This is a genomic window from Janthinobacterium sp. HH102 (assembly GCF_001758625.2).
GTDB lineage: Bacteria > Pseudomonadota > Gammaproteobacteria > Burkholderiales > Burkholderiaceae_D > Janthinobacterium.
Genome location: NZ_CP062063.1, coordinates 25,554 through 47,645, shown reverse-complemented (window position 1 = coordinate 47,645; position 22,092 = coordinate 25,554). Strand labels below are relative to the sequence as shown.

The 22,092-nt window shown below is 57.4% G+C and carries 36 protein-coding genes; 34 read left to right on the top strand and 2 right to left on the bottom strand.

Annotation, left to right across the window (positions count from 1 at the left end; all coding sequences use genetic code 11):
* Positions 1–53: 53 nt before the first annotated feature.
* Entirely contained in the window at positions 54–482 is a 429-nt protein-coding gene (locus JAB4_RS28980; protein WP_070221224.1) for a hypothetical protein, read from the top strand.
* 260 nt (positions 483–742) lie between these two features.
* Here JAB4_RS28980 and JAB4_RS28975 read toward each other — a convergent pair whose 3' ends face one another.
* Entirely contained in the window at positions 743–1,054 is a 312-nt protein-coding gene (locus JAB4_RS28975; RefSeq protein ID WP_070221226.1) for a hypothetical protein, read from the bottom strand.
* Positions 1,055–1,157: 103 nt separating this feature from the next.
* On the opposite strand from JAB4_RS28975, the gene JAB4_RS28970 reads away from it, so the two are divergent.
* The 6 genes from JAB4_RS28970 to JAB4_RS28945 all read left to right on the top strand — a co-directional run bounded on the left by JAB4_RS28970 (position 1,158) and on the right by JAB4_RS28945 (position 5,647).
* Positions 1,158–1,775, top strand: coding sequence for a hypothetical protein (locus JAB4_RS28970; protein WP_139143811.1), 618 nt, complete (start codon positions 1,158–1,160; stop codon positions 1,773–1,775).
* Entirely contained in the window at positions 1,772–2,311 is a 540-nt protein-coding gene (locus JAB4_RS28965; RefSeq protein WP_083287397.1) for a polymer-forming cytoskeletal protein, read from the top strand. The genes JAB4_RS28970 and JAB4_RS28965 overlap by 4 nt, the downstream gene beginning before the upstream one ends.
* On the top strand, positions 2,304–3,632 hold the full coding sequence (locus JAB4_RS28960; RefSeq protein WP_139143812.1) for a hypothetical protein: 1,329 nt from the start codon (positions 2,304–2,306) through the stop codon (positions 3,630–3,632). The genes JAB4_RS28965 and JAB4_RS28960 overlap by 8 nt, the downstream gene beginning before the upstream one ends.
* 288 nt (positions 3,633–3,920) lie before the next feature.
* Complete coding sequence (locus tag JAB4_RS28955; RefSeq protein WP_139143813.1) at positions 3,921–4,706, top strand: hypothetical protein; 786 nt, start codon at positions 3,921–3,923, stop codon at positions 4,704–4,706.
* 95 nt (positions 4,707–4,801) lie between these two features.
* The gene (locus tag JAB4_RS28950) at positions 4,802–5,053 is read left to right on the top strand and encodes a hypothetical protein (protein ID WP_139143814.1); all 252 of its coding nucleotides are present in this window, start codon (positions 4,802–4,804) and stop codon (positions 5,051–5,053) included.
* A gap of 168 nt (positions 5,054–5,221) precedes the next feature.
* The gene (locus JAB4_RS28945) at positions 5,222–5,647 is read left to right on the top strand and encodes a hypothetical protein (RefSeq protein ID WP_070221237.1); all 426 of its coding nucleotides are present in this window, start codon (positions 5,222–5,224) and stop codon (positions 5,645–5,647) included.
* On the opposite strand, the gene JAB4_RS28940 is transcribed toward JAB4_RS28945, so the two are convergent.
* On the bottom strand, positions 5,576–6,304 hold the full coding sequence (locus JAB4_RS28940; RefSeq protein WP_139143815.1) for a hypothetical protein: 729 nt from the start codon (positions 6,302–6,304) through the stop codon (positions 5,576–5,578). The two genes, JAB4_RS28945 and JAB4_RS28940, sit on opposite strands and share 72 nt — an antisense overlap.
* Before the next feature lie 24 nt (positions 6,305–6,328).
* Here JAB4_RS28940 and JAB4_RS28935 point away from each other — a divergent pair, with 24 nt between their 5' ends.
* From JAB4_RS28935 to JAB4_RS28810, 27 genes are all read left to right on the top strand, one after another.
* The gene (locus tag JAB4_RS28935; protein ID WP_070221243.1) at positions 6,329–6,628 is read left to right on the top strand and encodes a hypothetical protein; all 300 of its coding nucleotides are present in this window, start codon (positions 6,329–6,331) and stop codon (positions 6,626–6,628) included.
* A 121-nt stretch (positions 6,629–6,749) separates the two neighbouring features.
* Positions 6,750–6,989 (top strand): hypothetical protein, encoded by a 240-nt coding sequence (locus JAB4_RS28930; protein ID WP_139143816.1) that lies wholly within the window; start codon positions 6,750–6,752, stop codon positions 6,987–6,989.
* Between the two features lie 671 nt (positions 6,990–7,660).
* Entirely contained in the window at positions 7,661–7,795 is a 135-nt protein-coding gene (locus JAB4_RS31010) for a hypothetical protein (RefSeq protein WP_265334733.1), read from the top strand.
* A 221-nt stretch (positions 7,796–8,016) separates the two neighbouring features.
* Positions 8,017–8,760 (top strand): translesion DNA synthesis-associated protein ImuA, encoded by a 744-nt coding sequence (imuA, locus tag JAB4_RS28925; RefSeq protein WP_070221245.1) that lies wholly within the window; start codon positions 8,017–8,019, stop codon positions 8,758–8,760.
* Complete coding sequence (locus JAB4_RS28920; RefSeq protein ID WP_083287398.1) at positions 8,693–10,159, top strand: DNA polymerase Y family protein; 1,467 nt, start codon at positions 8,693–8,695, stop codon at positions 10,157–10,159. The genes imuA and JAB4_RS28920 overlap by 68 nt, the downstream gene beginning before the upstream one ends.
* 3 nt (positions 10,160–10,162) lie before the next feature.
* Positions 10,163–13,306: an error-prone DNA polymerase gene (locus JAB4_RS28915; RefSeq protein WP_070221247.1), complete on the top strand. Its 3,144-nt coding sequence runs from the start codon at positions 10,163–10,165 to the stop codon at positions 13,304–13,306.
* Between the two features lie 107 nt (positions 13,307–13,413).
* On the top strand, positions 13,414–14,073 hold the full coding sequence (locus tag JAB4_RS28910; RefSeq protein WP_070221249.1) for a site-specific integrase: 660 nt from the start codon (positions 13,414–13,416) through the stop codon (positions 14,071–14,073).
* A 767-nt stretch (positions 14,074–14,840) separates the two neighbouring features.
* Positions 14,841–15,050, top strand: a complete 210-nt coding sequence (locus tag JAB4_RS28905; RefSeq protein WP_071650196.1) for a hypothetical protein — start codon at positions 14,841–14,843, stop codon at positions 15,048–15,050.
* A 9-nt stretch (positions 15,051–15,059) separates the two neighbouring features.
* On the top strand, positions 15,060–15,257 hold the full coding sequence (locus JAB4_RS28900; protein ID WP_139143818.1) for a hypothetical protein: 198 nt from the start codon (positions 15,060–15,062) through the stop codon (positions 15,255–15,257).
* Positions 15,258–15,321: 64 nt separating this feature from the next.
* Positions 15,322–15,522: a hypothetical protein gene (locus JAB4_RS28895; protein WP_070221253.1), complete on the top strand. Its 201-nt coding sequence runs from the start codon at positions 15,322–15,324 to the stop codon at positions 15,520–15,522.
* Positions 15,523–15,539: 17 nt separating this feature from the next.
* Positions 15,540–15,926 carry a DUF6283 family protein gene (locus JAB4_RS30845; protein WP_227742194.1) on the top strand — a complete coding sequence of 129 codons (387 nt, stop codon included), beginning with the start codon at positions 15,540–15,542 and terminating at the stop codon, positions 15,924–15,926.
* 14 nt (positions 15,927–15,940) lie between these two features.
* Positions 15,941–16,327, top strand: a complete 387-nt coding sequence (locus JAB4_RS28885) for a hypothetical protein (protein ID WP_070308525.1) — start codon at positions 15,941–15,943, stop codon at positions 16,325–16,327.
* Positions 16,328–16,341: 14 nt separating this feature from the next.
* Positions 16,342–16,572, top strand: coding sequence for a hypothetical protein (locus tag JAB4_RS28880; protein ID WP_070221259.1), 231 nt, complete (start codon positions 16,342–16,344; stop codon positions 16,570–16,572).
* An 11-nt stretch (positions 16,573–16,583) separates the two neighbouring features.
* The gene (locus JAB4_RS28875; protein WP_070221261.1) at positions 16,584–17,138 is read left to right on the top strand and encodes a hypothetical protein; all 555 of its coding nucleotides are present in this window, start codon (positions 16,584–16,586) and stop codon (positions 17,136–17,138) included.
* A gap of 294 nt (positions 17,139–17,432) precedes the next feature.
* Positions 17,433–17,759 (top strand): hypothetical protein, encoded by a 327-nt coding sequence (locus tag JAB4_RS28870; RefSeq protein ID WP_070221263.1) that lies wholly within the window; start codon positions 17,433–17,435, stop codon positions 17,757–17,759.
* A gap of 11 nt (positions 17,760–17,770) precedes the next feature.
* Complete coding sequence (locus JAB4_RS28865) at positions 17,771–17,992, top strand: hypothetical protein (protein WP_070308526.1); 222 nt, start codon at positions 17,771–17,773, stop codon at positions 17,990–17,992.
* A 19-nt stretch (positions 17,993–18,011) separates the two neighbouring features.
* Entirely contained in the window at positions 18,012–18,338 is a 327-nt protein-coding gene (locus tag JAB4_RS28860) for a hypothetical protein (protein WP_070221267.1), read from the top strand.
* Positions 18,339–18,350: 12 nt separating this feature from the next.
* Positions 18,351–18,572, top strand: a complete 222-nt coding sequence (locus tag JAB4_RS28855) for a hypothetical protein (protein ID WP_070221270.1) — start codon at positions 18,351–18,353, stop codon at positions 18,570–18,572.
* 12 nt (positions 18,573–18,584) lie between these two features.
* Positions 18,585–18,932 (top strand): hypothetical protein, encoded by a 348-nt coding sequence (locus JAB4_RS28850; RefSeq protein ID WP_076572342.1) that lies wholly within the window; start codon positions 18,585–18,587, stop codon positions 18,930–18,932.
* Positions 18,933–18,950: 18 nt separating this feature from the next.
* Entirely contained in the window at positions 18,951–19,259 is a 309-nt protein-coding gene (locus tag JAB4_RS28845; protein WP_083287400.1) for a hypothetical protein, read from the top strand.
* Complete coding sequence (locus tag JAB4_RS28840; protein ID WP_070221275.1) at positions 19,260–19,439, top strand: hypothetical protein; 180 nt, start codon at positions 19,260–19,262, stop codon at positions 19,437–19,439.
* Positions 19,440–19,451: 12 nt separating this feature from the next.
* Entirely contained in the window at positions 19,452–20,087 is a 636-nt protein-coding gene (locus JAB4_RS28835) for a hypothetical protein (protein ID WP_070221277.1), read from the top strand.
* Positions 20,088–20,163: 76 nt separating this feature from the next.
* Entirely contained in the window at positions 20,164–20,697 is a 534-nt protein-coding gene (locus JAB4_RS28830; protein ID WP_070221280.1) for a hypothetical protein, read from the top strand.
* 14 nt (positions 20,698–20,711) lie between these two features.
* Positions 20,712–20,963: a hypothetical protein gene (locus JAB4_RS28825; protein ID WP_070221282.1), complete on the top strand. Its 252-nt coding sequence runs from the start codon at positions 20,712–20,714 to the stop codon at positions 20,961–20,963.
* A 15-nt stretch (positions 20,964–20,978) separates the two neighbouring features.
* Entirely contained in the window at positions 20,979–21,200 is a 222-nt protein-coding gene (locus tag JAB4_RS28820; RefSeq protein ID WP_070221284.1) for a hypothetical protein, read from the top strand.
* 13 nt (positions 21,201–21,213) lie between these two features.
* Complete coding sequence (locus tag JAB4_RS28815) at positions 21,214–21,501, top strand: hypothetical protein (RefSeq protein ID WP_070221286.1); 288 nt, start codon at positions 21,214–21,216, stop codon at positions 21,499–21,501.
* Positions 21,502–21,821: 320 nt separating this feature from the next.
* Complete coding sequence (locus JAB4_RS28810; RefSeq protein ID WP_070221287.1) at positions 21,822–22,061, top strand: hypothetical protein; 240 nt, start codon at positions 21,822–21,824, stop codon at positions 22,059–22,061.
* Positions 22,062–22,092 lie beyond the last annotated feature (31 nt).

Below are 22,092 nucleotides of genomic sequence, written 5' to 3'. Positions count from 1 at the left end.
AGCTGGCTGCCCTATAATCGCATGATTCCTTCGGTCGATACCTGCCAATCGCTATGCATTCCATTCCAAACACCCCTCCCAATATCACCAGCATCAGCTTTGAAGTTTTTCGCCTGGGCTCAACGCGTCCCGACAGCCAAGTGTTTCTGTACGACCCTGAAGAGAATGTCACTGGTGAGTCGCTTAACGATCCTTCGCTCGACTGCAACAAGTACCTGCAAAAGCTTGTTGTCGACCCATCTGTGAAGTCCGCGAGGACATCGATTTCGTTCGACCATAGCGTGCGCCCTCTCTTGCCTATTCCTGGCCAAGCGAAGTGTCCTCAGTTGAACAGTATTGGTGCTCTCATCGGATTGGTCGTGAGCATGATGAAGGAAAGCGGAGAATTCGCAGACTCGACACCGGAGAATGAACTGATGCTTCATCTCGCAGCATTGACGGGGTGCCACCTGGTGCGCCCAGGCGCAGCACAAGCGTTGTAACTTCGGCGCGCAGTTACTTTGTCTGGTTGACGAAGTAACTCTCGAATGCTTCCGCTCGAATCGTCCCAGTTGCACGATCGCCACTCTTAAAGTGCACCGCTGGCGCAAGCCGATCAAGAATGCATAAAGCCACAGTTTGGGTCTACAAAGGTCACGATTGTGCGCTTGCCATTTCCTTGCAAATTCATTACTGCGTCAATCAACTGCAGATCTGCGAACCTATAGCGTCGACCATCCAACATATTACTTAAACTTTCTAGCTAGTAGAAGCGCGCGCTGAGCATCTGTTCAGTGACGCCATCGAGGCGCGCCGAGTCGATCTGAACAAGCAGTAGGCCCTCATGGTGCGTGCGAATTCGTTTAAGAATGGCCGAACTGCACGGGTAGGCAGCCGAGCCCAGAACTTCGACAACCGCATCGTGCCCGGTGATCTCAATGGAGCCCGCCGCAGTGACGACTGATCGCTGAATCGGGAAGCGGCCACGTCGATGGTCCAATACGATGAAGGTGGTTTGTTCGCCATCGGCGAACTCAAAGTAATCGACAGGGATCTTTGTTGTTGTAGTGGTCATTGGCAATAGTTCCGCTGGACAACCTAATGATATATCATTAGACTAGGAGTTACGAATCTTTGCCATAATACGTAACAGAATCACTTTGGGCAACCTCCTTCTTATGCAACGCGAATCCCTCGATGACACGATACGCAGCCTCAATCACATGTCCGACGCCCAGATTGCGGCACTGACGTTCCCTTCGGGTGGCCTAAGAATCGAGACACCGCTCTGCATCACTGAACGTTACGCTGGATCATCTAAATTGCCCCCAGGGCCGCCCAACGGTATGGAATTACACACCGACGGACGCCATTATTTAACCAGGGTAGCAATTGTTCGCATACAGCCTGATGAGAGCCGTCATATGGCGGCAGCGATGATTAAACGAGGAATACGACAAAGCATCCTGATTGGCGTGGCCTGCGGCTTAGCAGTCGCTGCCGGCACCTTTGCTGCAATGACTTATCTCCAGGGTCAATCCGCAACCTTAGCTCAAGCAGCATCGGCGCCATGCCTCATATCTTTGATCAGCACAAAAGGAGTTGTCTGTCGCATTGGAGATCACCTGGTGCAGGTTGAAGTCAAAAAATTTTTTCCGGACGGCCGCTTCTTTCTAGATGCTGTTGATCCAGCCCAACACGCATTCACCGCAACAAGAATCACAGATCGCCTGACGATCGTTTTTCAAGCCGATTCAAACCATCCTATCCCACAACAAGGAACCATAGCAAAATGAACAACCAAAGTCTCCACTTATCCGATCTGCCGCCACTTGACACACCTCATTTGCAGCAGCAGCGTCCACCAGCGCAACCTACTCCGCGAGTGAGCAATTTTAATCCTGGCGGAAATCCGAACGAGTCCAGTTTCGCCGACCACGTCGGGAACGGCACAACTGCGGAGGTTCTTTGCGACACGCTCGATATCAGCATGGCTATCGGTTCGGAAGACGTAATCGACGGTAAAGTGCGAATTGGCGGAAAAAAAAGCCTTGTCATCCGCGGAACCGTTCTAGGCCATGTCGAATGCGCTGGCCGCGTTCTGATCATGCCGGGCGGCTCAGTCCAAGGGAATATCCGAGCAGCAGCCTTGTGGGTAGAGGGGGATGTCGGAGCCAACGGCAAGCCCGCAATTGTCGACGTCGGAGACCTGCACCTGGGGATCAATTCTAAGGTCGTTGGAGATTGCACCTACGACACACTCAGTGTCGCGGTGCCCAACCGTGGCATTCGTGGCCAACTTATCCCACGCGCGGAAGCGGACCATGCGTAATTGCACGCCAAAGCCACCGACGTATAAAGTGGCCGCTCGCATTGCTGTAATGGTCATGCTGGCTTCATTTTCAGCTTGCACTCAGGGCAGCGAGCCGCGTCAACTACTCAATCATTTGCCGCGTGAGGTGCGAGATGCCCATCCTGGTCTTCGCCCGGTAGGAGCCGACCAGGCAAATCAGGGCCCTATTCTCTCACCCGGCTCTCAATCCGATCAATATGCTGGCCAAGACGGAAAGCAAATGCGGAGTGTTGCGAACGTGGAGGACGTTTCAATCCCCAATCATCGCACCATAGCTCCGATTGTTCCGCCGATCAAGCTGGCCACGGAAAGCCAATCGCTTACGCCCAACGATCAACTGGGCGCCACCGAAATCATGGATACTGTGGACCCTCCGATCGCGGTCCAACATAAGGATTCGTTACGCATCCAGCCCAAGGTGGCTCCTGCTCCTACGGATAACACGGCCATACCCTACTTCCAGGTGTATGTTGGGATTATCGGAGTTGGCCTATTGATCCTGGTCCTCGCCCTGCTGCGTATTCGCGATCGTAAAACCGCCAAACTGGAACTAGCGAATGGACTTTCGCGGATCGAAAGCACACTCAAGGCGCACCAACAAGAAGAAGCTGCAGAGATCGAAGCACTGCGTCTCAAATCCAAAGAAGACGCACAAATCGCAGAAGCGGCTGCTAGTCAGGCTCGCGCCGATGAAGAGAAAGAACGCGCTTTGGCAATTGGTCTTGCTGCTGCGCAGACTTTCAGTGAGAAGAAGCAAGATCCGCGGCTTGAGGCAGCACAGCGCCTACTTGATTTGCTGCACCGAGCTGAGCGGGATGTCGAGCCATTCTTCCGATTGATTGGCGATGAGACTGGCGATGATCCACTGTCGAAAGCCCCACGCAGTGTCGTCGCTGCGTGGCACGAGGCAATCTTGAACACCCGAAACCGGTTGTCCGAAGCATTACAACACAACAATATGCCCTTTGAACTACAGGCCGTCGACCCCGCGAGCGACCTTCCAACTGCAGTTTCCCGTTTAATTGACCACGCCGCCCGAATGAGCTCATTGATGTCAACACAGCAGCAACCAGATTCGGCGATCCAACATTGGTCCCTTCAACTTCCAAACGCAGTGATTCGGCTGTTCTGGCATGCACAAACCGCCATGTATTCATCGACACTGACCAAACTACCGCGTGTACCTGATATACAAGCGCCTGCAGCTGTCACTCAAACTGCTCAACGCCAAGTACCCATCCAGGACAAAGCCGTCTTAAAGGCCATCCATGGCAAGCAACGCAGTGCAGTCCACAGCTAATTTTCTAATGGCCGCGGAAATGAATGAGCAGCACGAGGCCGGTAGGACTTCCCAGGTTTTGGACGAATACATTTGTACTCCCAAAGCAGCCATGCTCATGAATCTGTCCGCGGCAACACTTCGCAACTATTCCTGGCTCAACACGCTGAGTCCGGAAGAACGTGTGGCCCGTAAACTGCAGGATCCGCCTGCACGATTGCCCGTACCAGTTAGAAACCGTGGACGTCTCATGTGGCCATTAGCAATGGTCACTGAGTTTGTGCACCAAAAATCGAGACAGGTACGCGGGTGAATCAACTTAACCTGTATTGGGCCGAAGAAGCCCTTAACGAACCGTACCCCGTCCCAGACTTTCGGGCTATGAAATCTGCTCATCGACTCGGCCTGATGCTGGGCGGCGCAACGAGCGCACTGACAGCTGCAGCCCTTGTCGGGCTGGTGGTTCATCAAAGCATCGATCGATCCCACCACGTGACAATCGCCTCCTACGAGCTGGAAAAGGCGAAATCGATCAGCAGTTTACTGCCGAAAAAACTGCTTGCCGCGGCCCCCGCCCCTACAGCAGATGCTCACATCAATGAGGAAATGCCTACGACGGAAACGCTCACGCTCACGCCTAGAAAAACCGCCGATCACCCAGTTGAAGTGAAGACCCCTGATCCAAAACCATCCATTACTGCTCAAAAGTTGGTGTCCCGCACCCAAACAGCTCAATCTCGTCTTCCTGTGGAGCCGGCCACTAAGCTTGCTTTAAAACCGGTGAAATTAAGTGATACCGCAGTAACTCCTGCAACGGCTGGTCCCTTTAACAAGCCCCAAAGCACAACACAGAACACGACAATCGACCAAGTCGCGAGAGATAACCCAACAAAAGGTACCGAGTACAAACCGACCGATATAGCAAGTGGTGAGAAATTGGGTATTCGCGAAATCCTTGTGGACGGAATAATCATGCACAACGGCCGAAAGATCATTAACGGGCATGAGCTGCCCAACGGCGAGATTTTGATCCGCACCGATGTCGGAAAAGGAATGGCTGAAACTGACCGGCGTGTACTGGTCCTAACACCTTAGGAATTGCAACCGAGGAAAATACCGCGCCGGTTTGGCGCACCGTACTGGCCGGCCGCCAGATACTTTGCAAGGCCGCCTAGTTAGCGGGTTAAAACATGGAATACATCACTTCTCTCCTGAACAATCCAGCATTCTCTGCGCTGGTAAATACGCAGGCTTTCACCGCAATCCTGCTCGCGCTGATCGTGTATCGCCTCATGTCACCAGTCATCGACATTCTCAATCCAATCTTCATGCTGATCAGCATAATCAACAAGATCAAGACCGCACTGCTGCGCAACTCGCACACCACTGGCGCTGCGTGCTTACCGAGCGGTCGTGGTGGTGCATTGAAATCGACCAACTGATTACCGAAAAACGCCCAGTAGCACCACACGGCCCACATCGATGGGCTTGGTGCAATGAGAAGATCAGCACGGTGCTGGCCAGCGAGGACGCTACCGGCGCTGCAAGGCGCCACCGCACCGGCCGGCAGCCGGGATTCTAGAAAGCCCGCCTCGAGCGGATTGAGATAAATGAAAATTACGAAACAACAACGCGCAGCGAAAGCCAAGGCCGTGAATCAGGCAGCGGTTACGGCTATCCGTACACACTTCAAGGGGCCAGGAGCGCAAGCACGCATCATGCGTTTCACCGGCGACAGCTTGTACTTATCGTGTAGCTGGTTTGTGAAACTACTGTGCCTCGGCTCATGGAGCATCGTCGGTGGCTTGTTGATCGGACCTGAGCACGATCTACTCCTGTCTCAATTACATGCATGGTTGATCGAAACGCCAGTCGACCAGGTTTCGTCACAGTTGCAGTCCGGATTTATGTCCGTCGCAGAAGCATTCGTAAAGCTTAGTCTGCTCCTGGGGTTTGGTCAAAAACTACTGGCTGTGATTAAACCTGCCACAGAGGATGCCAAACGTTCCTTTTGTGAATCGCTGGCAAGTGGTTAACTTCGAATTGGAAAACGCTATATGAACGACAACCAGCTTGATGAAAGAATATTCGCTGCGATCCGCGAGGGAAACTGCAGCCGCGAGAAGCTGATGGAAATCGACGTGCTGAGAATGAGCACCTGGGCAGTTGTGGGCGGACGCCTGAAGGTGCTGACGAAGTGCGGCGTCTTGATTGCCAGTAAAGCCGGCTGGCGATTGGCTAAATAATTGGGTAAATCCACTGCTGAACCCCATGCCGCACTCGATGCGGTGAATGTCGAACAATTTTTCATCGGCTCCGATCCCCTGCATCCTGAAACTGTCCTCTAAATCCGAAAAATTCCGCGCTACCAGGCGCACCGTGCCGGCCGGCTGCCGGTGAATTAGAAAGGCCGCCGAGTAGCGGAACAGACCATGAACACTTGCAATTGCGCGACCGCTTGCCGTCCTTGCGGCTTGTTTCAAGTTATCGCTGGCCATCAGTATCCAGCGCCAAAACACCTTGAGAGCTGTGGTCTGTTCAAGCGTGAGCGCTTCGTCCGAGTCGAGTATGACGACGACTGGATGGTAGTGCTGCCAGGCGACGCCGAATCCATGCAAAGCGACAACGAGTACAAATACACTAAAACGGACGTACTTTTGACCCAAGATCAGTTCGAATCGCTGCCAGAGCATACCGGATTCTAACGAGGAAAATTTATGAAATTGTATTTAAGTGCCTTTATATTACTCTGGATTATTTCTGGCTGCGCGCCAAAAAACATCAAGCCAGAGGCAACTGCCACGAAATACACGGCACCTGATGAAAGTTCGTTGCCTCCAAGCATCCAGCACGTCGCGCCCGATATCGATATTAAGGAAACGCTATTTTACGCAACCGTGATAACCGATTCGCCCAACTTGGCAGTCAGAAAACTTTCTGAAGCCTTCAAGCCTATGAAAGGGCGGAGCTATGAGGTAGAAGTCAGGGTTATATCGCAGGGTGATGGTCAAAAATAGCACCACAAAAAATTCCCTCTCCCCAACTGCTAGGTTTGTTAGGCAGAAGGTCAGATAAATATACAAAATATGTCGTTGATTGCCACATTTACGTCAACGAATAAGGCCGAGGAATATTAATATGTCTCAGAACAGAGAGATTTTGGCACGCATGTTTGCTTTGAGCGCCATCGCCGACGCCCGCCGCGGCCCCCAACTGTCACCACATAACCAGCTGATGGCCGCATTGCTGGATGCCATAACTGATGCGCGTGAACGTCGAGATTTTCTCGTGGCTTCAGGCGATGCTGGTAGTCGCGCTTACCTGCAAATCAATGACCAAATCAGTCGGTGGGAATCAGCGCGCCGTAACAACCGATAAGTCCGAAAGTCGGCTGTAAAGCCCTATGCGGCAAAGGCATTGAAAGCTTAGCGTGGTGCTTGGCTTCGTCAGTAGGGTAGCCGGCGCCGCGCGCGAACACCGCGGTGGCCAGCACCAGGTCGACGGCGTGCTCCAGCTTCTGGTCAGCGCCTGGCCGGCGCCACCTTGTTCCTGCAGCTGATCATCACCCTGCCCTTCGCTGGTGCCGCCGGCGCACCGCGCTCGAGCACCGCGGTGGCCAGGACCACGTCGACGGCGCGCACCAGCTGCTGGCCAGCGCCTGGCCGGCGCCACTTTGATCCTGCAGCTGGTCATCGGCTGGATCCTCGCTGGCGCCATCCAGTTCCTGCAGCGGATCTCCGGCCGGAACCACCCGGGCGCCGCCGGCGCACCGCGCTCGAGCACCGCGGTGGCCAGGACCACGTCGACGGCGCGCACCAGCTGTTGGCCAGCGCCTGGCCGGCGCCACCTTGTTCCTGGAACTGATCATCACCCTGCCCCTCGCTGGTGTCGCCGGCCAGCCATCCCTCAACTTTAGTCGGTCGAATAATTTACACACGCCCAGAATATATACAGCGCGCTATACGCAGTCGTGACGGTCTAATTGACCGCATGCATCTAGCGGAAAACCCACCACAGGATTTTTGGGCGGCTACATGGTGCAATACGACATGCAAGACTTTTTGGAGATGAAAACGATGGGCAAGTTGATGAAAGTGGGACGCGTGCTGCGCGTATGGGCGGCGATTGGTGCCAACGTGGCGAAGATGTTGTATTACGTGGGGCGCGTGCTTGAAAAAGTCTAACGCCTCAGAATGAAGGCCACAGCCATTTTCCGGCCGGCGCCCCGCCTTAGCTACGAGGCTTGCGGCAGCTGCCGCACCGCCGCACGTTACCGTACTTGGGTCATTCCTGCCGGACTGCACAAAACGTTCTGTTGCCGCAGATTGTTTACCGGCTCTAAAGGTTTGCGATATACTGTACATTCATACAGCATATTGCGATCCAGCAACGGCAACGGCACATCATGATTGGCACTATATTCCCTTCCACTGCCGGCAGCAGCCCCAGCGATCCAGCGCTGTTGCCAGATATTTGGCGGGCAAGCGAGCTAGCCGTCTCGCGCGTGCCGACGATGTCCAGCGGCCATCTGGAACTGGATCAGGAGCTGCCAAACAAGGGCTGGCCGAGATCGAGCCTGGTGGAGTTGTTGTTGCAGCAATCCGGCATCGGCGAGCTCCAGCTGCTCAAACCAATCCTGAAAAAACTGTCGCGTTCGCGTCGCATCGCGTTGATCCAGCCGCCGTATATCCCGCATGCCAAGGCGTTGCAGGGCTGGGGCATCGAGGTCGACCGGCTGCTGTGGATGCGCGCCTCAAGCACCGGCGACGCGCTATGGACGGCCGAGCAAATCCTTAAAAACGGCAGTTGCGGCGCAGTCGTGCTATGGCAGACCAACGTCCGCGCCGAATCCCTCCGGCGCCTGCACCTGGCGGCGCAGGCCGCCGATACCCACTTCTGGCTGCTGCGGCCGATGGCCGGCCGCACCGAGGCCTCGCCGGCGCCGCTGCGACTCGGCCTGCGTCCTGCCCTGGGCGGAATCTCCATCTCGATGGTGAAGCGGCGCGGCCCGGCCGCCCAAGAAGAACTGTTCATACGACTGCCAGAAATGCCGGTCGGACGCCATCCATTCAAACACGATCATGCGGTTCCTCATCAGCCTATACCTACCCCTGCTATCGCTCGAAGCGCTGCGCCCCTGCTGGTCTGAACCCGGCAAGTTCGCCGTCATGGAGCATGGACAGGTGCGCGCCGTGTCGGCCCTCGCGGCCGCCGACGGCGTCACACCGGGGATGCGCCAGGCCGGCGTCGCCGCGCTCTCGCCCGACACCGTCACGCTCGAACGCAACCCGGCGCGCGAGGACGAAGCCATGAGCGCCCTGGCGCTCGCCTCGATGCGCTTCACGCCGGAAGTCGCGCCGCAGCCGGACTTCGGCCTGCTGCTGGACGTCGGCGCCAGCTTGCGACTGTTCGGCGGCCACCGACCACTATGCCGGCAAGTGCGCGAAAGCGCCCGCCAACTCGGTTTCACGGTTAGCTTGGGCGCCGCGCCGACGGCCGGCGGCGCCTGGCTGCTCGCGCGCGCACCGATCGGCCGGCGCCCGCCGCGCCGGCGTTGCGCGCGGCTCGACACGCTGGGGAAACTGCTCGACCGCCTCGGCGCGCGATCGCTCGCGGCGGCGGGGCCGCACCTCGATTGGCTGCGCGGGATCGGCGCGGCCGACCTGGCGGCGCTGCGCCGCCTGCCGCGCCCCGGCCTGCAGCGACGCACCGGCGCCCAGCTGCTGCAGGAGCTCGACCGGGCATATGGCGATTCGCAGGAAATGCATCGGTGGATCGCCGTCAAACCCCAGTTCGCGGAGTACATCGAAACGTTCGAGCGGGTCGAGCACGCGGAGGCGCTGATGCACGGCGCGACGGCGCTGATTCTTCAGATGACGGGATGGCTCACGGCGCAGCAGCTGGCGGTGGCGGCGTTCGCGCTGGATCTGGAACACGAGCGCGGCCGCGCGGCCGTGGCGCCGACCACACTGGAGATACGACTGGGCGAGCCGACGTGGAAGGAGCCGCACCTGCTGCGCCTGCTCAAGGAGCGCCTGGCCAAGGTCGAGTTGACCTCGCCGGTGATCGCGCTGCGCCTGCGCGCGCTGGACCTGCAACCGATGCTGCCGCCGACCGACCAGCTGTTCCCGGAGCCAGGCGGGTCGCCCGAGGATTTCACCCGTTTGCTGGAAGTCCTGTCGGCCAGGCTGGGGCCGGAGAACGTGCTCACGCCGGCGCTTGCGTCGGACCACCGGCCGGAGAATTGCAACAGCTGGGTGCCAGCGACCGCCAAGCCCGCGCGCGGCGCTGGCGATCCCGACCAGCTGGCCCGCCCGTCGCTGCTGCTGCCCAAACCGATCCGTTTGCTCATGCGCGATAACCGACCGTTTTACACCAGCGCGCTGCGCCTCATCAAGGGGCCGGAGCGCATCGAGGCCGGTTGGTGGAACGACCAAACCGTCGGGCGCGACTACTACATAGCGCAGGGCGCCGATACCACCTGCTACTGGATCTTCCTCGAGCGCAGCCAAGAGGCACAATGGTATCTGCACGGCCTGTACGGTTGAGCCATGGATTCCCCGACGATCTTACCAGCCTACGCGGAATTGCAGTGCGTAAGCCACTACACCTTTCTGCGCGGCGCATCGTCGCCGGAGCAGCTGGTCGACCGCGCCAAGGAACTGGGCTACAGCGCGCTGGCGGTGGCCGACGAGTGCACTATGGCGGGCGCGGTCAAGGCGCACATGGCCGCCAAGGCGGCCGGACTGAAACTGGTGATCGGCAGTCAGATGACAGTGACGCCGGCCGACGGCAGCGCGCCGTTCGCGCTGCTGATCCTGGCCATGAACAAGGATGGCTACGGCAATTTGTGCGAGCTGATCACAGTGGCGCGCATGCGCGCGCCCAAGGGGGAGTACCTGTTGCGGCCCAACGACATCGCGGCGCCGCCGCCGGATCTGGCCGCGCTGCGCGGCATGCCAGGCTGCCAGCTGGTGCTGCTGCCGCGCTACGGCGCCGGCGTGGTCGAACTTGAACCACAAGCTGCCTGGCTGTTGCACTGCGCCGCCGGCCGCGCGCGCATCGCCATGACGCTGCATTTCTGCGCGACCGACGACGAGCACCGCGACGCGGTCGAACAGATCGCCGCGCAGTACGGTCTGCCGATCGTGGCCACTGGCGACGTGGTCATGCACGTGCGCTCATTCAAGCCGGTGCAGGACACCATGACGGCAATCCGCCATGGCCTTCCCGTGGACCAGTGCGGCCGGCTGCTGGCGCCCAACGCCGAGCAGCACCTGCGCCAGCGCCTGCGCCTTGCCAACCTTTACGCGCCGGCGGCGCTGCGCGAGTCTGTGCGCCTAGCCGATCTATGCAACTTCAGCCTCGACGAACTGAAGTACGAATATCCGCAGGAGATCGTACCGGAGGGTGAAACGGCCACTTCCTACCTACGTGCGCAGGCCTACCTCGGCGCCCACTGGCGCTTTCCCGCCGGGATTCCTGACACCGTGCAAGACCTTCTTGAAAAGGAGCTGTCGCTGATCGCCGAGATGGCGTACGAAAATTATTTTCTGACCGTGTACGACATCGTGCGCTTCGCCAGATCGAACAACATCTTGTGTCAGGGGCGCGGCTCCGCCGCCAACTCGGCCGTGTGCTATTGCCTCGGCGTGACCGAGGTCGACCCGTCGCGCGGCACCATGCTGTTCGAGCGTTTCATCTCCAAAGAGCGCGACGAGCCGCCCGACATCGACGTCGATTTCGAGCACCAGCGACGCGAGGAGGTGATCCAGTACCTGTACGCGAAGTACGGCCGCACCCGCGCCGCGCTAACGGCGGTGGTCACCTCCTACCGGCCGAAGAGCGTGCTGCGCGACGTCGGCCGCGCGCTCGGCGTGGACCTGTCGATCGTCGACAAGGTCGCCGGCGCCGGCAGCAGCTGGAGCGGGCAGGCCGACCTGCGCGACCGGATGGTGAGCTGCGGCTTCGATCCGGACTCGCAAGTGGCGCAAAAATGGGGCGCGCTCGCCGAGCACATGATGTCCTTCCCGCGCCACATGTCGCAGCACCCCGGCGGCTTCGTGCTGGCGCGCTCGAAGCTGTCGCGCCTGGTGCCGGTGGAAAACGCCAGCATGGAGAACCGCACCATCATCCAGTGGGACAAGGACGACATCGACGCGGTGGGACTGCTCAAGGTCGACGTGCTCGCGTTGGGCATGCTAAGCGCCATCCAGCGGACGTTGGAAATCGTCAGCACCGAGCGGGGTGAACGCTTCGAACTGAAGGACATCCCGGCCGAGGACGCGGCGACCTACGACATGATCAGCAAGGGCGACACCGTCGGCGTGTTCCAGATCGAGAGCCGCGCGCAGATGGCCATGCTGCCGCGCATGAAGCCGCGCACCTTCTACGACCTGGTGATCGAGGTAGCTATCATCCGGCCCGGGCCGATCCAGGGAGGCATGATCCACCCGTACCTACGCCGGCGCGAGGGCGTCGACCCGGTGGTCTATCCCAGCAAGGAAATGGAATGCGTCTTGGCGCGCACCTTGGGAATTCCTATCTTCCAGGAACAGGTAATGCAGATTGCGATGGTGGCGGCCGGCTTCACGCCCGGCGAGGCGGACCAGCTGCGCCGCGCGATGGCGGCGTGGAAGCGCAAGGGCGGCCTGGAGCATTTCGAAGCCAAGCTGATGAGCGGCATGGCGGAGCGGGGGTACACGGCGGAGTTCGCCGCCGGCATCGTGGCGCAGATACGGGGCTTCGCCGAATACGGCTTTCCGGAATCGCACGCGGCCAGCTTCGCGCTGCTAGCGTACGCGTCCAGCTGGCTCAAGCGGCACGAGCCGGCGGCGTTCCTCGCCGCCCTCCTCAACAGCCAGCCGATGGGGTTCTATTCACCGTCGCAACTGGTGCAGGACGCGCGGCGCCACGGCGTGGTGGTGCTAGGCGCAGACGTCATGGTCAGCGCCTGGGAGGCGGTGCTGGAAACCACGCATCCTGGCGTGCGCGGGGTGCGGCTCGGCTTCAACACCATCCGGGGCATGCAGCGCGAAGCCGCCTGGCGGGTCGAGGAGGCGCGCGCGGCCAGCCCGTTCGCCAGCGTGCACGACCTCGGCGTGCGCGCGGCACTCGACGAGGAACTTCTCAAACTGCTGGCGGCCGCCGACGCGCTGGCCGCGCTCACGGGCAATCGGCGCCAGGCGATGTGGGTCGCCGCTGGCAGCGCTCCCGACCGGGGCTTGCTGCGCGAGGCCGCGATCGCCGAAACGGAGCTGGAACTGGCGGCGCCCACCGACAGCGAAAACACGCTGGCCGACTACCAGAACCTCGGACTGACGCTCGGGCGACACCCGCTGAGCTACTTGCGCGAGCGCCTGCACGCGATGCGCCTGATGACGGCCGACGTCCTGCACCACTACGACGACGCGCGCCTGGCGCGCGGCTGCGGCCTAGTGACGGTGCGCCAGCGTCCGTCGACCGCTAACGGCACTGTGTTCATCACCCTGGAGGACGAGACCGGCAACGTCAACGTGATCGTCTGGCCGTCGCTGGTCGAACAGCAGCGGCGCGAGGTGATGGGCGCCCGGCTACTGGCCGTCTATGGTCAGTGGCAATCCAAGAATGGCGTGACCCACTTGGTGGCAAAGCGCTTGGTCGACCTGACGCACATGCTGGGCGAATTGAGCACGCGCAGCCGGGACTTTCATTGAGTTCCGGCTTTTCCGAGGACTTGGCTCCGCGCCTTGCCTGTGGCGGGTATTCAGCGTATTCTTTCCATAATTAACTCTGAATACCGCACAATATGGCTTTAAATGTAATGGCAAAAACCCCCTACGTTGAAGATCACGATCTGAAAAAAATGCTGAAAATCGCCGCCGTCAGTGGAGAGCTTCCAGTGCGCAACGTTCCTATGCTGCGCACGTTATACGGCACCGGCATGACGCTGCAAGAAATTGCCCGGTTGCCGATTAAAGCTTACCTGAGCGTGAATGGCGATGTACTGGATGAATCCTATGTCAGCGAAGACGTCGCTTACAACGGTACGAGCCGGCCCGTATTTTGGTCAAACAAGGAACTGATCGCCGCATTGGATGAGTACCTTGCCTACCGCATTGAGAACCGCCAGATGGTGACGACTCGCAAGGGTGCATACAGAGGTCTTGACCCTGATAGTCCTGTTTTTTTGACAGATGAAGGGGAGCCGTACAAGCTCACGAAGCGCAAGACGTCAGCGGGCACCATCAGCTATTCATGCGACTCACTGAGCCAGCTCTTTCGCAAGCTGCACATGCAAGCGGGAGTCAATGGGGCAAGTGCCACCAGCGCTCGCAGAACGTTTGCCGTGCGCCTGCATAACAAGGGCTATGACCTCAAGAGCATCAAGGTCCTGCTGGGTTTGAAGACTCTACGGTCCACGAAGAATTTGATCGACGCCGATCCTGTGCGCCTTGGTGCGATCGCTGCGGGGGTGTTTTGATGAAGGCAGCACAATTCGATGCAATTGCGGTTCTGATTAGCTCGCGTGAGCCAACTAAAAGTGCTGCGCGTCGGGTGCTCGTAGACGGCATTACTCCGGCAGATGCAGCCCGAGAGTTCGGCCTTCTCCCCCAGTCAGTCAGCAACACGCTACGACGCTTTCGGAGCGCGGAGGAAACGATTCTAACGGCATATGCACCGCGTAGAAATACCGCTTGACATACACGTTTAAAGGTTTATACTTTTAAACATGGAAGCGCAATATTTGCGCTATAAATCAAGGGGAATCACAGTGAGTTTTTGCACTCAAATGCGTCGCAAACTGGTGACGCGCAAAAGCTTCAACATGGGGACCGGCGTTTCCGTCGAAGTAGGCCAGGACTGGGTAACGGAACCCTGCAATGCTCCGATGTTTACGGACGTAGAAACGCAGCGCGGTACGTGCCGTAGCTGCGCGAACGGCTGGACGCATGAACACAACTTTCCAGTTGCCGCTACCGAAGTTGCGGTCGCAACCTGATAAGGGAAAATGTTCATGCCACGCGCTCACGTCCGCCTGTGCAAAAACCCGATCTGCGGCGGTGATCTTGCAGACAAGACGAATGCTTATGACGAAGTAGATGGAGAAATCGTAAGCCGTCCTGTGTGGAAATGCCGGTGCTGTGGCCAGGAGTCTAAGCGGATCGTGCGCAAGTCAGCGAAGGCAAAAATGATTGAGGCGAAACTGAACGCTTATGTGGCTTTGGCCCGAATGCAAAGGAACTGACCGTGCAAAAGACAAAAGGATTTTTCGTGGATTGGGATGGTAAAACCCGTCGTACCGACGCTCCTGGCTCCGGCTTGAGTTGTCGCGTTGTTGAACGTGGCCATACCGGCGTCGATGTGATTGATGCGGACGGTTTTGTCATCCATGAGGCCAGCTTCTTTCCAACGTTGGAAGCGGTTACTGCTGCCGGCGTCGTCGTTGAATTGGTTTAAAGGGAAAAGATGAAATACCTAGTCAGTGGTTATTGCATGGTGCCGATGAAGGCAGAAACGATGGTAGATGCCGAAACACCGGAGCAAGCATTGGAGATAGCTAAAGCCTTGTGGAAGAAGAACCCGCGAAGCTTGATCGTGCCTGGAACTGACGACGAAGGCGCAGCCTGCGACTGGCGCCCTTTAGCAGAAGCACACGAAGACTGAACTCAAGGAAATTCCCGCCGCTTTTTCGCGGAGACGGAAACGGTATAAACGATTTAGGAAAACCATGGCAGATCATAAATTCACGAAGGTGTTTTTTGCCGTTGAATTGGGCGGGCAGGCCTTCGGCGTCGAGCTGGGAAACGCCCAGCTACTACAACTGCTTCAACGCGCGGCCGAACTTTCGCCAAACGGCAGCTTGTCGCTCAGCCCACTGCCGAACCAGCGTATTTTCGAAGCCGTTTTCGAGAAGACTGATCAACACTAAACGCCGAGGACAACGCTATGTCGTCTTGTACGCTGACAACTCTCGCTAAACCTTGTCCATCGTGCCCCTGGCGCGTCAACCAGGACGCGACAGACATACCGAATTTTGATTTAAGTTTGGCAGAAATTCTTGCGAACTGTTGTCCGGATACCCGCAACATGGGACCAAACTTCGGTGCGAGCATGTTCGCCTGCCATCAGTCCAAGGATGGCGCCGAGATCGCATGTGCGGGCTGGATGGCAACCGTAGGCCATCGTCACCCTGGCGTGCGCCTAGCGGTCGCTTTGGGCCGTTTGGACGCATCTGCGCTGCGCCCTGGAACCGGCTGGCCAGATCTTCATCCTAATTACCAGCAGGTGCTGGAAAAACTCCGGGCAACTGATCCGGCCGTCGAACTGAATTGATACTGGAAAAGAGCATGCCACGAACCGTAGAATCTATTGTATCGAACCATCAAGCAGCTTCTGCTCTACGCGCAGCAGGAAAGCCGATTTGGTCTCGCAAGGTCGATATCAAAGCAATCCTCCGCGAGGACCAATCCAGCGAAGATCCGACAGTTATCGCGTTGAAGGCAAATCGAATTGCAAAGCTGTTGCGCAGTCATATCCCCGCGCTTATGTTTGATTGCAGCGATCCTGACTGCAACTATGATTTCGTCGATGCTGTAGAGATGATGGAAGAGTGCACGGTCGCGACACTTGCCAGCGACTTGGAGAACGGTGTCGAAGCCGTTGAGATGTTGAACGCCTGGCTTGAGACGGTTTATGACTGGGCCGACGCCAACCGCGTTTGGCTTGGCAACTAATACAAGGAAAAATTATGTCGCTAATCGCATTAGAAATGCCATATGCCACTGCTATGGACCATGAATGGGATGACCTGCTTGGAGCCGGCGGCCCGACACCCGGCCAAGAGCATGTGTTCGAATGCCTGCTGTCCGATCTACAGTGGCCAGCGGTACAGGCGAAGCTGGATGAAAAAAAGGTCCCGTACAAAGTGCAGCTGCCAGGCAGCGTCGAACGCGAGCCATACAACAATCCCACCTGGTAGGAAAAGAACGCATGAATCAATCGAACGAAGCCGCTCCACTGGACGCTGAAGGCTATCCAAAAGACACGCTATCCCCTTGCCCGGTGAAGCACTGGCCGAATCACCCAACGCATGCCTTGCGCGTGGTGGATAACAGCCAGGGTGAGGCGACGCCCTATACCACGCTGGCCTTTGAGTTTGACGGCGTGATGTATCGCCACGAGAACGGTGAAGCCGTGCTCCAGTACGTGGGCGACGCAATCATCAAACAGTGGCCGTTGAACTCTGCAACAAACGAGAAAGAACTGGTAGCACTCCAGAAAGCTGTCAACGTTGCGATTAAATTGACGACGCCTCCGCGTGATTTGCTTGGGCCTGCAACTACTGATATGAAGGCACGTGCTGATCTTGGGAAAAAAATAGCCGCTGCGATCTTTGCAATCGGTTCACCGCAGTACCAGGAAGGGTGCACTGCCTGCAACACAGGAAAGAAGCGCGACCAAAACCCTTACGAGCGGGGCTCGAATGACAGTCGCACTTGGGGAATGGGTTTCGACTTCGAGCACGAAGCCAACGTTGCTGACTGATCAAAGGATATGAACGTGAGTTTACAACGACCATTGAAAGACGTTGCAACCGGCGAGTTGCAACTCGAATTAGCGCTGCGCTCGGGGCCGCGCTACCAGTGCCAGGCCAGTGAGTGTCGCTCGATGGAGGACTCTCCCGCGCCATTCGATACATGCCCAGCATGTGGCCGTAAGGGCTTTTTGGGTGGCGGGTTCGAACGCAATACTGAGTCCGCACAGTGGAAGGCCTGGGAAGAACGTACCATCGCCGGCTACCGCGACAAAGCAGCTGTGTCCGCGTGAAGGAAATGAAGCATGCTTAAAGCGTTGAAGTATGAAATTCTGCGTGACGTTAAGGCTGGTGGGCCCGCTGTTCTGCTAGCCGTTCGACCGATCCGTGTTGCCACCATCATTAATGAAGCCTCATTCAATGAGGATCAGGTTTTAACGCATGCCAAAAACGTCTTCCTGGAGGATTACGTCCACGACTGGAACTGGGATGAAAAAAACGGTGGTCAGTTCCGTTATTTCTCCAGGGTGGCTGAAAGTGCAGACGTGTTGATCGTGTACGAAATCGACGCCAACTTTAATCCACCGTCGAAGTTCGACCCGATGACCGGTAAATCGTTGATCGGCGCATAAAGGAATAAACCATGTATACACAAATCACAGGAATGATGGAAGCCGAGGATGCCGCTGACGCTTTGGTCTTCCATGCCACCAATATCGCTGACGCAATCAAGCGCAACGACAACTGCTTTTTCGAGAGCCGTGAAACCAGTCTGAAGGCCGTGCTCAAGTTACTGGGCCAGTACGTGCAGCAAGATCGTGCCGCCAAACCGGCCGACTCACAACCAGCTGCCGTCGCAGCGTAACGCCCGGGAAAATAGTCGTATGAGTATCAGTCTCCATCTGTATTGCGCCGCCACCAATGAGTGCGTAGAGGCAGTCATCATAGGTTCGCGGCCGCTGGCACGCCTGCAACCTACTGCGATGGGTGCCTTTCTTGCATATCACTCCAATCTGGAGGCTAAAGGCGCGATGGACTTCTCCCTGCGAAATATTGATGACCATGCGCTTGAAGAGTCCATAATTTGGGACGATGAAAATTACCGTGATCTGCTGAGCCGCAACCCAGCAGCGGCCAGCGCCCAAACCGAATTAGAGAACGCGCCCAGTGGTGGCATTTGGACCCTTATTCAGCTCTCTTCGGAAGAATAGGAATTCGCAGCAATGTTTGAAGGACGCACGTACACGCAGAACAGCGGCTACAAGGGCTGGGGAATCCGCTTCGGCGACCATGATGGCGGCGTGGCCACGACAGCCTACAGCTACAGCATGTCAGAGGCCGAGCGGTATGAGATGGCCCGGCGCATTACTGCCGCGCTGAACCTGACCCGCTTCTTGAGCATCGAGCAGCTGGAAAACATCGCGCCGATCGGCGCACTGAAGTAAAGGAAATTATCCATGACGAACTTGGTGGAAATCAATGGTCACTGTAATGAATCGCCACTTGCGCTGACTCCGGTATCCGAGCAGGGTATTCGAGCGCTGTTCGAAGGATTGGCGGCGGTCCACGATACTTTGGTTTTTAGTGCCCCTGCAAAAGCTGCAATCGCGATCACGCCAAGTCTTTTTTCGTTACTGGTGCAGTACTGCGGCGCTGATCCCCGATTTGATAGAGTGATGGCTAATACCTGGCCAATGGAATATCGAACCATGCAGGATCATCACATACGCACTGACGAGGAGCAGTTTGAGGTTCGGAGCAAGACCAAACCGTCGATATTCTCGCGGCTCCTGGGTAGGTCTTAAATTCAAGGAAAAGTGGCCATGAACTACAAGCTTGCACCTGGCGTCGCCTACTGCATCGGCTGCGGTTGCCAGGATCATCACGCATGCGAAAATGGCTGTTGGTGGCTTAGAGTAGATTATGAGGTCGCCTCCGGCGTATGCAGCGAGTGTGAAAAGCACGTCAACCGTTGGGATGCTGGTGAGCGCTGGCGTAATACTCAAGCTCCGGCTGACATCGCCGGTCAGAACATCGCACATGTCGTTCAGGAACGAATTGCTGGCCGGCTTGACGGCGAGCAGTTTCAACAAGCCTTGCAAGCACTCAATGGTATGAGTAAAGAGGAATAGATGAAGATTGATTTAGGAATGGTGCAGCTGGAAGTTGGTGCGGGCGGGGAAACCGAAGTGCAATACAACGTCACGTTGGTAATGGTAAATGCAGCGTTGGCGGAAGCTCGCCGGTTGAAGCTGAGCATCGCTGAATCCGACATGCACAAGCTGCTCCAAGCTGCACTCACGGCGGGATAGGAAAAGACCAGCATGCCTTTTACCCATCAAGACCTTTGCAGCCTGGCCGTAAACTGGCTCCAGCGCGCACCTGGTCGAAGCGGCCCGGCGTGCCAAGTGGCCTTTTCGGAAGCCAAAGGCGGCTGGAACGGCGAGATTCCAGATGCCATCGGATTCAGAACGGCGGCTGAAGATGAAGGCTCCGTGGTTGTGGAGGTAAAGGTTAGCCGCAGCGACTACTTGGCAGATCGCGCCAAAGCCCATCGGCAAGATGGTGCAGCGGGCATGGGCCTCTACCGCTACTTCATGGTTCCAGAAGGCATTATTGCTGTGCACGAGCTGCCTCCGCGGTGGGGACTAGTTGAGGTAACACCCAAAGGCATTTTGCGCGTCCTTTCAGGCCACGTGACAGTCAAGCGCGCAGAACAGCCGGCTTGGCGACATGAGCGGGCCATCAGCCGCGAATGGTTGTTGCTGGCCTCGATGCTGTCCAGGGTGGGTAACGTCGAGGCGATGCACACCGAGCTAAAGAGGGTCAAGAACGAACAGGCACGGTTGGCGAGGGAACTCGATGCGTTGCGCGCGCGCGAGCGTGCAAACATGCTCAGCCGAGCCGTCGCCGGCATCGATACGGCACAACCATTAATCGCCCGACGCAAAGCTGCGTAGGACTGCAAGAAAAAGACCGGCGCAGACTGGCGGCACCGTAACGACCAGAAGCAAGCGAAAAAGAAGGAGCTAATCAATGCTGCAGACAGTAATCACACATCTCCTCGCTGTTGGACTGGAAGTCCATGAGGTTTCCGGCGCGTCCGGATTCGTACCCGGTTGCCGCATTGTGTCTGGAGCTTTGCATGTCGATCCAAGTTGCGCGCCGTCGGCGCTGCTGCACGAGGCCGGCCACTGTGCCATAGTGCCGGCGAGATTCCGGGGATTTATGTCAGACAATTTGTCCATCGGCATGAAACGCATGTTCGACGAACTGAATGCTATGAACCTAGATCCTGACCATCCACTTGAGCGAGCAGCCATTCAGTGCAGCGATCCGGAAGCGACGGCCTGGGCGTGGGCGGCCGGTTTGGCGATCGGTCTGGCGCCGGATAACATCATCTTGGACGAGGAGTACAACGGATCGGGAGCGGAGATCAGGTCAATGCTTCAGACAAACCAGTATATCGGTATCAACGGTCTGGCGCACGCCGGGATGTGCAAACGTGGAATTTGGGTTGCTGAGGATATTCGCTACCCTAAAATGGAGCACTGGCTGCAAGCGGCCTAATTCAAGGAAAAGACATGCAGATAATCAACGCGACCCCACCAGCCGACTTTCCGGCCCAAGTCATCGTGGCGCACGATGCGAAATTCGCAGCAAGTCACCCGAATGACGTGTACTGGTTGCGTGTTAAAGGCGTCGGCGCTGACGTTCGCGCTCACCAATTGACCGGCGCCATCGGGCCTGGCCACGCGCGTCAAATTGCCCGCACGATGGGTTTTGAGCCGACGCACTGGACGCTGCCTGGTGATGGCCGCGCCTATTTGTTCTGATCAAGGAAACGGCAGATGTTTGATCACGTACAAAGCGAACTGAACGAGCTGCTGGCTATTATCCAGGAGACCGCGTATATCCGTGCAGGCCTGGCGCTAGATCCTACGGCAAAACGGTCTGAGGCAACGATGCAAGAATTTGCCCGCAAAGAAGTTCGGAAGGTCGATCTGATGATCAAGTACAACCTGACAAACAATATCGTATACGAGCAGCGCGATGCGCAATCTGCCGCATAGAGGAGAACTGATTATGAAATCTAGCGTACCAATTGATCCGGCAACCATCCGTGAGAAGGATAAAGTCAAGCTGATCGCACTCTACGGTCGGGTATGCCCGAACGACGTACTCACAAGCGACGATCCGCGCCGCGATTGCATTGCTGCCGAGATGCTTGATATCGGCTTGGCTAATTCGTCCGACTCGGCGTTGCAAGTTATCGCCTGGTGGGACCCTTTGATCGAGAACTTAAAGCCGATAGTTGCAAGCGTCCGTCGGTCCTTCCGGAATCTGAAACTGGAAGGCCACTACCGCGCTTGAGCTTGAGAGGACAACGCCCAGTAGCACCCCGCGGGCCATGGGGCATTGAGAGGACTGGGCGAGGTGTCTGGTCAGCGAGGGGAAAACAGCGTGGCGACACAGCGAAAAATTTATGATCTGCCGTCAGACGGCGGCCGGTTTTATATTAAGGTCGTCAGTGCCAAGCGAGGTAGAACTTTACGCAAACGCGGCATATTAGTGCTGCCTGCAGGCAGAACGGAAACAGGCAAGGTGCTCTACTGCTACCGCCGATATATTTGAATGGAAAAAGCGCCCTAGTGGCGCCCGCAACCGGCCGGCAGCCGATGGAGTAGTGATGAATGCCAATTGAACCCCTCACGTATGAGCAGTCGGTCCGGCTCGCTGTTGTTACGATCCGCGAGGCCTTGAAGCTTGGCCCAGAGCGTTCTAGCGTATCAACGACCGAACGTATCCTGGTCGCGTTCGCTGCCTGTGATCGCTCGTTGTGGTTGCCGGAATCGACGTCGACCACAGCGAAGCTTTGGCAGCAACTGGATGATCGCCAACGCGAAGCACTTACGGTCTACCTCAAAAGCTAATCGCAGACAGAAAAATTCCGGCGCGGCTTGG